14 protein-coding genes are annotated in these 14,082 nt (G+C 72.9%); 10 read left to right on the forward strand and 4 right to left on the reverse strand.

Annotation, left to right across the window (positions count from 1 at the left end; all coding sequences use genetic code 11):
• Positions 1-7: 7 nt before the first annotated feature.
• Positions 8-784, reverse strand: coding sequence for a FadR/GntR family transcriptional regulator (locus AB0C27_RS11875; protein ID WP_357841652.1), 777 nt, complete (start codon positions 782-784; stop codon positions 8-10).
• Between the two features lie 88 nt (positions 785-872).
• Between AB0C27_RS11875 and AB0C27_RS11880 the strand changes: the two genes are divergently transcribed.
• From AB0C27_RS11880 to AB0C27_RS11915, 8 genes are read left to right on the forward strand one after another with little or no spacing between them, the layout of a single operon-like run.
• Complete coding sequence (locus AB0C27_RS11880; RefSeq protein WP_357841655.1) at positions 873-2,372, forward strand: ABC transporter substrate-binding protein; 1,500 nt, start codon at positions 873-875, stop codon at positions 2,370-2,372.
• The gene (locus tag AB0C27_RS11885) at positions 2,369-3,307 is read left to right on the forward strand and encodes an ABC transporter permease (protein ID WP_357841657.1); all 939 of its coding nucleotides are present in this window, start codon (positions 2,369-2,371) and stop codon (positions 3,305-3,307) included. Before AB0C27_RS11880 ends, AB0C27_RS11885 begins: the two co-directional genes overlap by 4 nt.
• Complete coding sequence (locus AB0C27_RS11890) at positions 3,304-4,179, forward strand: ABC transporter permease (protein ID WP_357841660.1); 876 nt, start codon at positions 3,304-3,306, stop codon at positions 4,177-4,179. The genes AB0C27_RS11885 and AB0C27_RS11890 overlap by 4 nt, the downstream gene beginning before the upstream one ends.
• Entirely contained in the window at positions 4,166-5,080 is a 915-nt protein-coding gene (locus tag AB0C27_RS11895; protein ID WP_357841663.1) for an ABC transporter ATP-binding protein, read from the forward strand. The genes AB0C27_RS11890 and AB0C27_RS11895 overlap by 14 nt, the downstream gene beginning before the upstream one ends.
• Positions 5,049-5,885, forward strand: a complete 837-nt coding sequence (locus AB0C27_RS11900) for an ATP-binding cassette domain-containing protein (protein ID WP_357841666.1) — start codon at positions 5,049-5,051, stop codon at positions 5,883-5,885. The genes AB0C27_RS11895 and AB0C27_RS11900 overlap by 32 nt, the downstream gene beginning before the upstream one ends.
• Entirely contained in the window at positions 5,882-7,060 is a 1,179-nt protein-coding gene (locus AB0C27_RS11905) for a M20 family metallopeptidase (protein ID WP_357841669.1), read from the forward strand. The genes AB0C27_RS11900 and AB0C27_RS11905 overlap by 4 nt, the downstream gene beginning before the upstream one ends.
• Positions 7,060-8,265, forward strand: coding sequence for a P1 family peptidase (locus AB0C27_RS11910; RefSeq protein ID WP_357841672.1), 1,206 nt, complete (start codon positions 7,060-7,062; stop codon positions 8,263-8,265). The genes AB0C27_RS11905 and AB0C27_RS11910 overlap by 1 nt, the downstream gene beginning before the upstream one ends.
• The gene (locus tag AB0C27_RS11915) at positions 8,262-9,833 is read left to right on the forward strand and encodes an aldehyde dehydrogenase family protein (RefSeq protein ID WP_357841674.1); all 1,572 of its coding nucleotides are present in this window, start codon (positions 8,262-8,264) and stop codon (positions 9,831-9,833) included. The genes AB0C27_RS11910 and AB0C27_RS11915 overlap by 4 nt, the downstream gene beginning before the upstream one ends.
• Positions 9,834-9,917: 84 nt before the next feature.
• On the opposite strand, the gene AB0C27_RS11920 is transcribed toward AB0C27_RS11915, so the two are convergent.
• The 3 genes from AB0C27_RS11920 to AB0C27_RS11930 form a co-directional block, all read right to left on the reverse strand.
• Entirely contained in the window at positions 9,918-10,679 is a 762-nt protein-coding gene (locus AB0C27_RS11920; RefSeq protein ID WP_357841677.1) for an SDR family NAD(P)-dependent oxidoreductase, read from the reverse strand.
• 206 nt (positions 10,680-10,885) lie between these two features.
• The gene (locus AB0C27_RS11925; protein WP_357841680.1) at positions 10,886-11,431 is read right to left on the reverse strand and encodes a GNAT family N-acetyltransferase; all 546 of its coding nucleotides are present in this window, start codon (positions 11,429-11,431) and stop codon (positions 10,886-10,888) included.
• A 145-nt stretch (positions 11,432-11,576) separates the two neighbouring features.
• Positions 11,577-12,395: an SDR family NAD(P)-dependent oxidoreductase gene (locus AB0C27_RS11930; protein WP_357841683.1), complete on the reverse strand. Its 819-nt coding sequence runs from the start codon at positions 12,393-12,395 to the stop codon at positions 11,577-11,579.
• Between the two features lie 98 nt (positions 12,396-12,493).
• Between AB0C27_RS11930 and AB0C27_RS11935 the strand changes: the two genes are divergently transcribed.
• Both AB0C27_RS11935 and AB0C27_RS11940 read left to right on the forward strand, forming a co-directional pair.
• Positions 12,494-13,378 carry an aldo/keto reductase gene (locus AB0C27_RS11935; RefSeq protein ID WP_357843078.1) on the forward strand — a complete coding sequence of 295 codons (885 nt, stop codon included), beginning with the start codon at positions 12,494-12,496 and terminating at the stop codon, positions 13,376-13,378.
• 180 nt (positions 13,379-13,558) lie between these two features.
• Positions 13,559-14,077: a hypothetical protein gene (locus tag AB0C27_RS11940; protein WP_357841686.1), complete on the forward strand. Its 519-nt coding sequence runs from the start codon at positions 13,559-13,561 to the stop codon at positions 14,075-14,077.
• Positions 14,078-14,082: the final 5 nt, after the last annotated feature.

The following is a 14,082-nucleotide window of genomic DNA, read 5'->3' on the forward strand; positions in this document are numbered from 1 at the left end:
GGCCAGATCACTCCAGCAAGGCCCGCAAGGCACCTCTTTCTCTTTCTGGTACGTACCCGGCGTAGTAGTCGTACATCGCTTTTCTCGACAATCGGGCGGCGAGCGGCCCGTCGCCGGCACGCATGGCGGCCATCACCTCCTCGTGGTTCCCGATGCTGCGCCGCATCAGGGCCTCCCGGTCCGGCTCGTCCGCGATCCGGCCGGCGATCAGCTTCAGCACGATCGAGCGGACCACGTCGGTGCAGATCTCGATCAGCTTGTTGCCGCTCGCGCGCACGACAGCGTCGTGGAAGGCCAGGTCGGCCGCTCCGAAGGCATCGGCGTCCCCGTCACCGGCGCCGGTCTCACCCGCCTCCAGCGCCTCGCGCATCGCCGCGACCGCCGCGTCCATCTCGGCCAGCTGCTCCTCGGTGCGCAGGCGCGCCGCCAGCAGGATGGCCGCGGAGTCCAGCACCATCCTGAACTGCACCAGCTCGGCCAGCGACAGCTCCTCCACCCGGGCGAGCGTGGTCATCGACTTGTGTAATGCGGCGGGCGTGAACGGCAGCACCTCCGCGCCGTTGGGATCGCCCGGCCGCGAGCGCACCAGGCCGCGCGCCTGCAGCACCCGCAGCGCCTCGCGTACGGTCGAGCGGCTGACGGAGAACTGCACCATCAGCTCGCGCTCGCTCGGCAGCCGCCCGCCCGGCGTCAGAGCCCCGCTCTCGATGGCCTCCTCGACCTGCTCCACGACCCGCTCGTAAGCGCGCACGGCACGCACCGGCTCGAAGCGCGGTCCACCCATGCAAGCCCCCTTGACCCGAGCCGCCACCGACTGGCAATGTGCAGAGCCTACTGGTCCGACCAGTGCACTAGCCAGGAGGCTGTAAGACATGAGGCGAATCGGCATCTGGATCGCCGCCGGCGGTCTCCTGCTGGCCACCGCCGCCTGCGGCGGCGGATCGGGGAACGGGAGCGCCGGCACCGGCGGCACCCCCAAGGCCCAGTCGCTGTCCGTCGGATTCGTGGCCGAGCCGGCGAATCTCGACTTCACTTCGACCGAGGGCGCCGCCATCCCGCAGGCGCTGCTCGTCAACGTCTACGAGGGCCTGGTCAAACTCGACCAGAACGGCCAGATCGTGCCCCTGCTCGCCGAGAAGTGGGACGTCTCGCCCGACCGCAAGACCTACACGTTCACGCTGCGCAAGAACGTGACGTTCAGCGGCGGCGCGCCCTTCACCGCCGACGACGTGACGTTCTCCCTCGACCGGGTCAAGTCGGACTGGAAGCTCAAGATCAAGTCGCAGCTCGACGTCATCGACAAGGTGGAGAAGAAGGACGACTCCACCGCCGTCGTCACGCTCAAGCGGCCCAGCAACGGCTTCCTCTACTCGATGGCGACCAGGCTCGGCGCCATGTTCAGCCGCACGGGCGTGGCCGACCTGGCCAACAAGCCCGTCGGCACCGGGCCCTACGTGCTGAGCTCCTGGCGGCGCGGCGACTCCATCCAGCTCGCCGCCAACCCCTCCTACTGGGGCACGAAACCGCCGCTGAGCGCCATCACGCTGAAGTACTTCAAGGACGCCACGGCGATGAACAACGCGCTGCTGACCGGCGGCATCGACGTCATCTCCAGCGTGCAGGCGCCCGAGTCGCTGCAGCAGTTCGCCGACCCCAACCGGTTCGAGACCGTCGAGGGCACCACGAACGGCGAGGTCGTGCTGTCGATGAACAACGGCCGCCCGCCGTTCGACGACAAGGCCGTACGCCAGGCCGTCAGGCACGCCATCGACCACAAGGCGCTGCTCGACACCGCCTGGGCCGGGCGCGGGCAGCTCATCGGCTCGATGACGCCGCCCACCGACCCCTGGTACGAGGACCGCACCGGCGACTACCCGTACGACCCGGCCAAGGCCAAGCAATTGCTCGGCGGCAAGACCTACAACGTCAAGATGCGCATCCCCAACCTCCCGTACGCGGTCAACAGCGCCCAGGTCGTCAAGTCGCAGCTGGCCCAGGTGGGGATCAACGCCGAGATCGAGCCGCTGGAGTTCCCGGCCCGCTGGCTGGACCAGGTGTTCACCAAGGGCGACTACGACCTGTCGATCATCAACCACGTCGAACCCCGCGATATGGGGATTTTTGCCGATAAGTCGTACTACTTCCGCTACGACAACCCCGAGTTCGGCAAGCTCCTCGCCGCCGCCGACGAGGGCACCGAGCAGGAGCAGACCGACGACCTCAAGCAGGCCGCCAAGCTCCTGTCCGACGACGCCGCGGCCGACTGGCTCTTCCTCTTCCCCAACCTCATCGTGGCGAAGAAGGGCGTCACCGGGCTGCCGAAGAACGCCATCGCGGAGTCCTTCGACTTCACCGCGCTCGCCAAACAGTGATCCTCTACCTGCTCAAAAGGCTCGCCGTCCTGCTCGCGAGCACCGCCGTGGCCGCGGTGGCGGTGTTCGCGTTCATGGCCGTGCTGCCCGGCGACCCCGCCGAGATCGCGCTTGGCGTCAACGCCACCCCCGACGCGGTGGCCGAGCTGCGCAAGCAGTTCGGCACCGACCGGCCCGCCGTCGCGCAGTTCCTCGACTGGGCCGGCGGCCTGCTCCAGGGCGACTTCGGCACCTCCTACGTGACCAGCTCGCCCATCGGCCCGCAGATCGGCGAGCGGCTCGGCGTCACGCTCGTGCTCGTGCTCGGCGGCATGGCCGTGGCGGTGGTGCTGGCGGTGCCGCTGGGCACGTTCGCCGCCGTCCGCCACCGCGACCCGCTGGGCGCGGCGATCAGCGCGGCCAGCCAGCTCGGCATCGCGATCCCGGCCTTCCTGGCCGGCATCCTGCTCGTCTTCGTGTTCGCGGTCCAGGCCCAGGCGCTGCCGTCCGGCGGCTACGTGCCGATCGCGGAGAGCCCGGGTGAGTGGCTGCGCAGCCTGCTGCTGCCGTGGCTGTCGCTCGGGCTCGTCCAGGGCGCGGTGCTCACCCGCTACGTCCGCAGCGCCGTGCTCGACGTCATGCGCGAGGACTACCTGCGCACCGCCCGCGCCAAGGGGCGGGGCAGCACCGGAGCGCTGTGGCGGCACGGGCTGCGCAACGCCTCGATCCCCGTCGTCACCGTGCTCGGCCTGCAACTGGCCACGCTGCTGATCGGCGCGGTCGTCGTCGAGCGCGTCTTTGTCATCCCCGGGCTCGGCGACCTGCTGCTCAACGGCGTCGCCGGGCGCGACCTGCTGCTCGTCCAAGGCGTGGTGATGGTCCTGGTGGCCGCCGTACTGCTGATCAACTTCGTGGTGGACGTGACCTACCACCTGCTCGACCCGAGGCTGCGATGAGCGGCCGGACGCCGGGCCGCCGGACCTCCGCGAAGGCGAACCGGGGCCGGATGAACGCGGGGCTGCTCGTCGGCGGCGCGCTCGTCGCGCTCGTCGTGCTCACCGCGCTGGTCTCGTTCTTCTGGACCCCGCACGACCCCACCCTCGTGGACGCCGCCAACAAACTGCGCGAACCCGGCGGCGGCTACCTGCTCGGGGCCGACAAGTTCGGCCGCGACACCTTCAGTCAGCTCATGGTCGGCGCCCGCACCACCCTCTACGTCGGCGTCGTCGCGGTCGGCATCGCCGCCGCGCTCGGCGTCCCGCTCGGCCTGGCCGCCGGGATGACGCCGCGCGGCTGGCTGTCCGAGCTGATCATGCGGGTCAACGACCTCGTGTTCGCCTTCCCGGCGCTGCTGCTGGCCGTCATGCTCGGCGCCGTGTACGGGGCGGGCACGCTCACCGCGATGATCGCCATCGGGGTCGCCACCGTGCCCGCGTTCGCCCGCGTGGCCCGCGCCGCCACGCTCCAGGTCATGGTGACGGACTACATCCTGGCCGCCAGGGCCGCAGGCCGCCGCCGCGGCGCCATCGCCCTGCGCCACGTGCTGCCGAACATCGGCTCCATGCTGATCGTGCAGGCGTCGGTGTCGTTCGCGATCGCCATCCTGGCCGAGGCGGCGCTGTCGTTCCTCGGCTTCGGCACCCGCCCGCCGACCCCGTCATGGGGCCGGATGTTGCAGGAGTCGCCGGAGCTGCTGTTCTCCACCCCGCGCCTGGCCCTGTGGCCCGGGCTCGCCATCGCCCTCGCGGTGCTGGGCTTCAACCTGCTCGGCGACGGCCTGCGCGACTTCCTCGACCCCAAGCTCAGGAGGATCCGTGCTGAGCGTTGAGGGCCTGACCGTCCGCGCGGACGCGACCGACCTCGTCCACGAGGTCTCCTTCGCCATCGCGCCCGGCGAGCGGGTCGGCCTGATCGGCGAGTCCGGATCGGGCAAGTCGCTGACCGCGCTGTCGCTCATGGGCCTGCTCCCCGAAGGCGTCACCGCCACCGGACGGGCCACGCTCGACGAGCGCGACCTGGTCGGCGTACCGGAGAGCAGGATCAAGGGCCTGCGCGGCGATGAGCTGTCCATGGTCTTCCAGGAGCCCATGACCGCGCTCAACCCGCTCATGCGGGTCGGCGCCCAGGTCGCCGAGGTCATGACCCTGCACGGCCGCTCCCGCCAGGAGGCCAGGGCGCGCTCGGCCGAGCTGCTCGAACGCGTCCGCCTGCCCGAACCCGCCCAGATCGCCCGCGCGTACCCGCACCAGCTCTCCGGCGGCCAGCGCCAGCGCGTCATGCTGGCCATCGCCCTGGCCAACGAGCCCCGGCTGCTCATCTGCGACGAGCCCACCACCGCGCTCGACGTCACCGTGCAGAAACAGATGCTGGAGCTGATCGCCGAGGTCGCGCCCGCGCTGCTGTTCATCACCCACGACCTCGCCGTCGTCGCCTCCGTCTGCGAGCGGGTCCTGGTCATGTACGGCGGCCGCGTCGTCGAGTCGGGCCCCATCCGCGAGGTCTTCACCCGCCCCCGACACCGCTACACGCAGGGGCTGCTGGCCGCCTCGAAGCTCACCCCGCGCGGCACCCGCCTGCCCGTCATCAAGGGCGGCGTCCCCGCGGCCGGGCGCTTCCCCGACGGCTGCGTGTTCAGGAACCGCTGCCCGCACGCCACCCCCGAGTGCGAGACGCCCCCGGCGCTGACAGGAGACGGCCATGCCTTCGCATGCTGGCACCCCGCCGATTAATGGGCCGATTAATGGGCCGACTGAGCCCCTGATCCAGGCAGACCGGCTCAACCGCGTCTACCACCGCCCGCGCACCTCGCTCACCAGGCCGGGCGCCGCCGTGCACGCCCTGCGCGACGTCTCCCTGACCGTACGGCGCGGCGAGCGCCACGGCATCGTCGGCGAGTCGGGATCGGGCAAGTCCACCCTGCTGCGCCTGCTGTGCGCGCTCGACCAGCCCACCAGCGGAACGATCCGCTTCGACGGCCAGGAGATCACCGGCCGTCCCGAACGGCGGCTGCGCTTCCTGCGCGAGAACCTGCAGATCGTCTTCCAGGACCCGATGAGCTCGCTCGACCCGCGCATGCGCGTGCGCGACCTCGTCGCCGAGCCGCTGACCGCGCTCGGCCTGCCGGTCGGCGACCGGGTCGCCGAACTGCTCGACGCGGTCGGGCTGCCCGCCGAGGCGGCCGGCCGCTATCCACACCAGTTCTCCGGCGGGCAGCGGCAGCGCATCGCCATCGCCCGCGCGCTCGCGCCCAAGCCGAAGGTGCTGGTCGCCGACGAGCCGGTGAGCGCACTGGACGTCTCCGTACGCGGGCAGATACTCAACCTGCTGGCCGACCTCGTCGACGAGCTGGGGCTGACCCTCGTGTTCGTCTCGCACGACCTGTCCGTGGTGCGGCACGTGTGCGAGACCGTGTCCGTCATGCGCCACGGGGAGATCGTGGAAGGGGGCCTGGTGGACGACGTCTGGGCCGCGCCCGCCCACCCGTACACGCGGGAGCTGCTGGCGGCCGTACCGACTCTGGAGGGGTTTGCATGATCGACGTCGATGCCGGCGGAGTGGTGGAGTTCACCCAGGCGCTGGTGCGCGTGCCCAGCACCAACGACCCCGCGCGCGGGCGCAGCGAGCGGCCCGCCGCCGAGCTGGTCGAGGCCAAGATGCGCGAGTGGGGCTGGGAACCGGTCGTGTACGAGGCCGCGCCCGGCCGGCCGAACGTGGTGGCCGTGGTCGAGGGCGGCGGCGGTGACGGGCCGACCCTCATGTTCGAGGGCCACACGGACGTGGTGACCGAGGGCGACCTGTCCTCCTGGACCGTGGACCCGTTCGGCGGGGAGATCCGCGACGGCCGGCTGTGGGGGCGGGGCAGCGCCGACATGAAGTCCGGCCTGGCCGCCACCCTCTACGCCACCCGCGCGCTCCAGCTCGCGGGACCGTTCCCTGGCCGGATCAAGGTGTGCGCGCTGGCCGACGAGGAAGGTCTCATGATCGGCGCCCACCACTTCGTCTCCTCCGGCCTGACCGCCGACGTCGACGGCGCCATCGTGGCCGAGCCCGAGGCGGGCGAGATCTGCGCCGTCGCCAAGGGCGCGCTGCGGCTGCGGGTGGACCTCACCGGCAAGATGGCGCACGGCGCGATGCCCCAGCACGGCCGCAACCCCATCCAGGCCGCGGGAACGCTGCTGGTCGCGCTGCGCACGCTGCAGGAGGAACTGCAGGCCCGCCATCCCGCGCACGAGCACCTCGGCGAGGTGTACGTGACGCCGACCGTGCTGCGGGCCGGCACCGAGGAGCAGGTCAACGTCATCCCGGCGGTCGCCTCGGTCTTCGTGGACGTGCGCACGATCCCCGGCGTCGAGCACAAGGAGATCGCCGACCGGGTGGCCGCGCTGGCCGGCGGCGACGGCGTCACGGCCGAGGTGTCCGTGCTGGTGGACCGGCCGCCGGTGGACGTCCCCGTGACCGACCCGGTCGTGGCCGCGCTGGCCGCCGCCCACCGGACGGTGACGGGGGAGGAGCCGGTGTACGGCGGGGTGCCCGGCTCGACCGACGGGACCGTGCTGACGCACTGGGGCGGGATCCCGTCCGTCGTGTACGGGCCCGGCGGCAAGTGGATCGCGCACCAGGCGGACGAATACGTCGAGATCGACGAGATCGTGCGCTGCACCCGGGTGTTCGCCGAGGCGGCACGCCGGTTCCTGAGCGGCGACCACTGATGCGGGCCGGGCCGACGAACTCCCTGCTCGACGTCGCAGGGCTCCGGGTGGGGCACGCGCACCGGGTGGGCGGCGGCTACCGTACCGGCACCACCGTCGTCCTCGCGCCCTTCGACGGGGCCGTCGCGGGCGTGGACGTGCGCGGGGCCGCCCCTGGGACGCGGGAGACCGAGCTGCTGGACCCGCGCAACCTGGTGGAACGGGTGCACGCGGTGGTGCTGTCGGGCGGCAGCTCGTTCGGGCTGGGGGCGGCGTGCGGGGTGATGGAGCGGCTCGCGGACGCGGGGGCGGGGTATCCGGTGGCGGCGGGCGCGGTCCCGATCGTCCCGGCCGCCGTCATCTTCGACCTGGGCCGCGGCGGCACCTTCCGCGCGACACCTGACGCCGCCCTGGGCATCGCCGCCTACGACGCCGCCTGCACCCCTCCCCAGGCCGTCACCGCCGACGCCCCTCGCCAGGGCGCCACCGCCTACGACGCCGCATGGGACGGCAGCCCGAGCGCCACCGCCTCCCACAGCACCACCTTGGACCCTGCCGCCTTCGAGCCCGATCCCGGGCCTTCCCGTGGCCGTTCCGTGCCCGGTCCTGGGGCCTCCGCGTCGCCGTTCTTCCAGGGGACGGCGCCGGCGGTGGCGAGCGGGTCCGTCGGGGCCGGGACCGGGGCGGTGGCGGGTGGGCTGGCCGGAGGCGTGGGGACGGCGAGCGTCGTCCTGCCCGGCGGCACGACCGTCGCCGCGCTCGCCGTCGCCAACCCGGCCGGTTCGGTCCTGGACCCCCGGGACGCCACCCTGGCCGGTGTCAGGTACGGCCTGCCGGGCGAGTTCGACCACCTCCAGCCGCCCGACGCGCGCGAGGCCCAGGCGTGGCAACCCGAGAAGGCGCCCGCCTTCAACACCACGATCGGCGTCGCCGCCACCGACCTGACCCTCACCAAGGCCCAGTGCGGCAAGCTCGCCGCCGTCGCCCACGACGGCCTGGCCAGGGCCATCAGGCCGGCCCACACCATGACCGACGGCGACACCATCTTCGGCCTGGCCACCTGCGCCCGTCCCGCCCCTGACCACGACGCCTTCCAGGACGTGCTGGCGGTGGCGGCCGACGTGTTCAGCCGGGCCGTCGCGCACGCCGTCCTGGCCGCCACCGGCCGCGAGGGCGCGCCCGCGTACCTCGACGTGTTCCCGAGCGCCCTGCGGAGGCGGCCATGACGACAGCCCGGCCCGGCCCCGCCGAGCACCCCGCCCACGAGCACACCGCCCACGAGCACACCGCCCACGAGCACACCGCCCACGGGACCGCAGCCCACGGGACCGCAGCCCACGGGAGCACCACCTACGAACCAATGGAGGCCGCCATGACGCGGAACTGGCCCGGCGGGCTGCCCGTCGGCGGGGGATGGGTGGAGACCGCCGACACCACCGACGTGATCTTCCCCTACGACGGGTCCACGGTGGCCGCAGCCCCGCTGGGCACGCCCGAGCACGCACGACTGGCCCTCGACGAGGCGCTCGCCGCCGCCCCCGCCATGGCCGCCCTGCCCTCCCACGCCCGCCGTACCGCGCTCATGGCCGCTCACGACGCCGTCGCCGCCAACCGGGAGGAGTTCGAACGGCTGCTCGTACTCGAAACCGGCAAACCGCTGGTGGACTGCAAGGTCGAGGTGGCCAGGACGCTCGTCACGCTGGCCACGGCCGCCGAGGAGGTGGCCCGGCTGCACGGTGAGACCGTCCCGCTGGACCTGCTGCCCGCCGGCGAGGGCCTGGTCGGCTTCTGGACGCGCCGGCCCGTCGGCGTCGTCGTCGGCATCACCGGCTTCAACTACCCGCTCCTCCTGGCCGCCCACAAGATCGCCCCGGCCGTCGCCGCCGGCTGCCCCGTGATCGTCAAGCCGGCCCCGGCCACCCCGCTGGCCACCCTGTGGCTGGTGCACCTGCTGCGCTCGTCCGGCGTCCTGCCCCCTGCCGCCGTGCAGCTCGTCACCGGCGACGTCGAGGTCGGCCGGACGCTCGTCGAGGACCGGCGGATCGGCGCCGTCTCCTTCACCGGCTCGGCCGCCGCCGGCCACACCATCGCCCGCTCCGCCGCCCCGACCAAGGTGCTGCTGGAGCTCGGCTCGAACGCGGCCCTCATCGTGGCCGCGGACGCCGACCTGGAGGCCGCCGCCGACGCCGTCGTGCGCGGCGGCTACTACGCCTCGGGTCAGGCGTGCATCGCGGTGCAGCGGGTGCTGGTCGAGGAGCCCGTACGCGAGGAGTTCCTGTCCCTGCTGGCCGAGCGCGTCAAGGCCGTGACGATCGGCGACCCGCGCCTGCCCGGGACCCGCGTCGCGCCGCTCATCGACGAGGCCGCCACCGACCGTGTCCTCGCCTGGATCGCCGCGTCCGGGGCCGAGGTGGTCACGGGCGGGCACCGCGACGGCCGGGCCATCGCTCCGACCGTCCTGTCCGGCGTGCCGGACGGGGCCGCCGCCTGGGACGAGGAGATCTTCGGGCCCGTCGTGTGCGTGCGCCCCGTGCCCGGCCTCGACGCCGCCTTCGCCGCCGTCAACCGTTCCCGGTACGGTCTGCACGCCTCCGTCTTCACCCGCTCGCTGGCCACGGCGTTCGCGGCGATCGAACGCATCGACGCCGGGGGTGTGGTGGTGAACGAGGTGCCGGGGTTCCGGGCCGACAACATGCCGTACGGGGGCGTCAAGGACTCGGGCATCGGCCGAGAAGGCCCTCGATTCGCCATCGAGGAGCTGACGGTCACCAAAATGGCCATCATCCGCCCTTGACCCGTTCCGGCCCGCCCGCTCGGAAGGTGGCCGGGCGGGCGGGCCGGGAAGCGGTCAGCCGGTGGGCAGTGGGCCGGCAGGTGGTCAGTTGGGTGGGTCGAAGCGGCCGTCCACGGCGGTCCAGCCGCCGTCCACGTACAGGACGGAGCCGGTGACGAAGCTGGCCGCCTCGCTCGCCAGGTAGACCACCGCGCCGGCCATCTCGTCCGCCCTGGCCCACCGGCCGAGGGGTGACTTGTCCGAGTACGCCGTGTACCAGGCGGGATCGTCCTGGATCTGCCGGGTCAGCGGCGTCTCCACCACGCCGGGCGCGATGGCGTTGACCCGTACCCCGTGCGGCCCGAACTCGGCCGCGGCCGTGCGCAGCAACTGCACCAGCCCGGCCTTGGTGGCCGAGTAGACGCTCTGGCCCGGCTCGGTGACCGAGGCCCTGATCGAGGCGAAGCCGATGATCGAGCCGCGTCCCCGCTCGACCATGCCCGCCCCGAACGCGCGCACCACGTCGAACGAGGCCCGCAGGTTCAGCCCCACCACCCGGTCGAACTCCTCGCCGGTGTAGTCGAGCAGCCGCTTGCGCACATTGGTGGCCGCCGTGAACACGAGCACGTCGGCCGGCTGCTCCGCGGCCAGCGCGCGCACCGCCTCGGTGTCCAGCACGTCGACCAGCCGGGCGTCCCCGCCACAGCCGTCGGCGGTCTCCTTCGCGGCCTCCAGGTTCCGGTCCGCGCACACCACGGAGGCCCCGTGGGCGGCCAGCGCCAGCGCGGACTCCCTGCCGATCCCGCTTCCTGCCCCGATCACCACGGCCCGCCGCCCGTCCAGGCGGAACAGCGCGTCATATCCCATACAGGCACCCTAGCGACTGGTCCGACCAGTGCACCAGGTTGGGTCGCCGATCAGATGGGCGCGTCGCCAACGCGCCGGGCGCCCCGATGGGTCGCCCCGATGGGTCGCCCCGGCGGGTCGGCCCAGCCGGGTGGGCCGGCCAGGCAGTTCAGCCGGCCGGGTCAGCCGTGCGGTCCCTCGGCTCCAGCGCCATTCGGGCGCGCGGCTCAGGCGCCGTGCGCGGCCTCCCAGTCGGAGCGCAGCAGCTCGTACTCCACCTCGCCCTGCTCCGAGCCCTCGATGGGATCGGGCCAGTCCGGGTGGAACGTACGCACGTAACGCAGCCCGCACTTCTCCATCACCCGCCGTGACCCGAGGTTGACCGCCATCGTCTGGGCGAACACCCGACCGGCGCCCAGCTCGGTGAACGCCTTGGCGATCAACGCGATCGAGCCCTCGGTCGCGAACCCCCGCCCCCATGCCTCCTTGCGCAGCCGGTAACCCAGCTCCAGCTCGTCCGGCGGCCGGCCCTCGACCGTCCGCAGGTGGAACCAGCCGAGGAAGCGCCCCGCCGGCTTCTCCAGGGCGGCGTAGAACCCGCCCGCGATGAGGCGCGGCAGGGTGCGCTCCTCGATCACCACCCGCGGCGTCGGCGCGCCGCCGTTGAGGTAGCGCATCACGTCGGGATCGTTGTTCAGGGCGAACAGGTCGTCGGCGTCGGACTCGGTGAAGCGGCGCAGGATCAGCCGCTCGGTCTCCAGATACACGTGCACCGGCGGCAGGCTAGCCGAGGCGACCGGCGCCGCTCGAACGCTTTTCCGCCGCCGGTCGAGGCCGGGGCGCGTCTCCGGGCACCGGCCGAGGTCAGGCGCCCGGAGCGGGGCGCGTCCCGGGCACCCCGTCGAGGTCAGGTGCCCGTCAGACGCCCGTGAGCTCGCGCGACAACTCGCGCAGCCTGGCCCGCGCCTCCGGGTCGTACGCCTGCCGCATCGCCCGCGCGGGCCGCGTCCCGTCGAAGAAGCCTCCCGACACCTCGTCCAGCTCCGGGTCGGTCACCAGCCGCGAGGTCGCCTCGACCCCCTCGCGCAGCTCGCTCAGGGCTGGCACGGGCACCATCTTGGTCGGCATGTACGTCGCCGGATGCAGCGCGTTCGCGGTGACCCCCGTGCCCTCCAGCTCTTCGGCCAGGTCCACGGTGAACATCACCTGCGCCAGCTTGCTCTGCCGGTAGGCGCGCGCGCCGCTGTATCCCTCGCGCAGCATCACGTCGCCGAAGTCGATCGGCTCCTGCCCCAGGCTGCTGACGTTGACGATCCTGGACGGCGCCGCCGCCCGCAGCACCGGCAGCAGCAGCCTGGTGAGCAGGAAGCCCGCCAGATAGTTGACCGCGAAACGCAACTCGTGGCCGTCGGCGCTCTCCTGGCGCGCCTCGCCGCCGGGCACGGTGGTGCCGATCCCCGCGTTGTTGACCAGCGTGTCGAGCCCTTCGTGCTCCGCGGCGACGGCGGCGGCCAGCTCGCGTACCTGGTCGAGCGAGGACAGGTCCGCGCGGTACCAGTGCAGCCGCGCCCCCGGGACGCCGGCCCTGATCTCCGCCATCGTGGCCCGCCCGCGCTCGTCGTCGCGGCCGTGCACGAGCACGGTCGCGCCCCGGCCCGCGAGGTCGGCGGCCAGCCCCCGCCCGAGGCCGTCGGTCGCGCCCGTGACGAGGATCGTCCGCTGTTCCATGGGCCTCATGCCCACCTCCCATCACCTGTGTGGGACGCTACTCTCTCCGATCGGGCCCGCGTCCACCGAGGTCATGGCGAGCCACGGCTGACGAAGGGGGAACGGTGATCGGTCAGGAGTTCACCATCGGGGGCGAACTGCGGGTGCGGCGGCTCGGGTACGGCACCGGCCGGCTCACCGGGCACGGCTACTGGGGGCCCAGAATGGAGCCTGCCGAGGCGGTGGCCGTGCTGCGCCGCGCCGTCGAGCGCGGGGTGACCCTGGTCGACACGGCCGACAACTACGGGCCGTCGCTGGCGGAGGAGCTGGTCGCCCGGGCGCTGCACCCGTACCGGGAGGGCGTGGTGGTGGCGACCAAGGGCGGCGTCGTCCGTACGGGACCGAACGTCTGGCACGTCGACGGGCGGCCGGAACGGCTGCGCGCCATGTGCGAGGCGAGCCTGCGCCGCCTGCGGACCGAGACCATCGACCTGTACCAGCTCCACCGGCTCGACCCCGCGGTGCCACTCGCGGATCAGCTCGGCACGCTGGCCGAGCTGCGGCGGGAGGGCAAGATCCGGCACATCGGGCTCGACACGGTCACGGCGGGCGAGCTGGAGCAGGCCCTGGAGATCACCGAGATCGCCTCCGTCCAGAACCGCTACAACGTGCTCGACCGGGAGTCCGAGCCGGTGCTGCGGCTGTGCGAGGAACGCGGGCCGGCCTTCCTGCCGTGGTTCCCCCTCGGGAACGGCACCCTGACCGCCGACGACACGGCGCCGGGGGAGGTGGCGCCGGTGGGGGCGGTGCCGGGATCGGCGGTGCTGGGGGAGGTGGCGCGGCGGCATGGGGTGAGTGCGGGGCAGGTGGCGCTGGCGTGGCTTTTGCACGTCTCGCCCGTCACCCTGCCGACGCCCGGCACGGGATCGCTCGCCCATCTGGAGGAGAACCTGGACGCGGCCCGTGTGGAGCTCACCCCCGACGACCTGGCAGCCCTGGACCGCCTCCACTGAACGGCCACCTCACTTACGGGGCCCCACGTTCACGGGCCCGCTTTCATGGGCCCGCTTTCATGGGCCCGCCCCACTTCCATGAGTCCGGCCTCTCTCCTGAGCTCGGCCCGACCGTCCCATAGTGGCGCCGAAATGTAAGGCGGCTTGCAAAATTCCTGTAAGGCGGCTTACGATTCGGCGATGATCAACTCGGATCGGCCCCCGTACGAGGACCTGGAGGCGCGCTTCGGCGCCCCCGTCGGCGTGGAGGAGGCCCGCGGCCGGTGGGGCTCGCTCGTGGACGCCGCCACCAACGGCTCGACCGTCCTCATCACGCGCGAACGCTGGGAGTGGGCCGCACTGGTCCCGCTGTCGAACCTGTCCGGGGTGCTCAGCGGGCTGCCGGTGCTGTCGCTGTCGGCCGCCCGGTCCAAGCTGGGCGAGCTCGTCCGCCAGGCCGTCGGGCCGCACGACGAGCCCGTGCTGCTGACCCGCCACCGCACCCCGGTCGTCGCGCTGATCGCGGCCAGGCGCCTGCTCGGCAAGCCCGGGTCGAGGCCGCCGGTGGCCGAGCGGCTGCTGGCCGAGGACGCCACGATCACGCTGGCCCGCGACGTCCGCGACGGGATCACCGCCATCGCCCGCGACCGCGACGGCAACGTGATCGCGGCCGGCTCCGGCGACGGCATCGCCCAGGCCCTGCGGTCGCTGGGCGGCTGACCTCC

The organism is Nonomuraea sp. NPDC048882, assembly GCF_040649755.1.
GTDB classification, from domain to species: Bacteria; Actinomycetota; Actinomycetes; order Streptosporangiales; family Streptosporangiaceae; genus Nonomuraea; species Nonomuraea maheshkhaliensis.

What these genes read in the sequence shown, in the direction of transcription:
- AB0C27_RS11875 (WP_357841652.1), bottom strand. Translation starts at nt 784, where the DNA reads ATGGGTGGACCGCGCTTCGAGCCGGTGCGTGCCGTGCGCGCTTACGAG.
- AB0C27_RS11880 (WP_357841655.1), top strand. Translation starts at nt 873, where the DNA reads ATGAGGCGAATCGGCATCTGGATCGCCGCCGGCGGTCTCCTGCTGGCC.
- AB0C27_RS11890 (WP_357841660.1), top strand. Translation starts at nt 3,304, where the DNA reads ATGAGCGGCCGGACGCCGGGCCGCCGGACCTCCGCGAAGGCGAACCGG.
- AB0C27_RS11900 (WP_357841666.1), top strand. Translation starts at nt 5,049, where the DNA reads ATGCCTTCGCATGCTGGCACCCCGCCGATTAATGGGCCGATTAATGGG.
- AB0C27_RS11905 (WP_357841669.1), top strand. Translation starts at nt 5,882, where the DNA reads ATGATCGACGTCGATGCCGGCGGAGTGGTGGAGTTCACCCAGGCGCTG.
- AB0C27_RS11910 (WP_357841672.1), top strand. Translation starts at nt 7,060, where the DNA reads ATGCGGGCCGGGCCGACGAACTCCCTGCTCGACGTCGCAGGGCTCCGG.
- AB0C27_RS11915 (WP_357841674.1), top strand. Translation starts at nt 8,262, where the DNA reads ATGACGACAGCCCGGCCCGGCCCCGCCGAGCACCCCGCCCACGAGCAC.
- AB0C27_RS11920 (WP_357841677.1), bottom strand. Translation starts at nt 10,679, where the DNA reads ATGGGATATGACGCGCTGTTCCGCCTGGACGGGCGGCGGGCCGTGGTG.
- AB0C27_RS11930 (WP_357841683.1), bottom strand. Translation starts at nt 12,395, where the DNA reads ATGAGGCCCATGGAACAGCGGACGATCCTCGTCACGGGCGCGACCGAC.
- AB0C27_RS11940 (WP_357841686.1), top strand. Translation starts at nt 13,559, where the DNA reads ATGATCAACTCGGATCGGCCCCCGTACGAGGACCTGGAGGCGCGCTTC.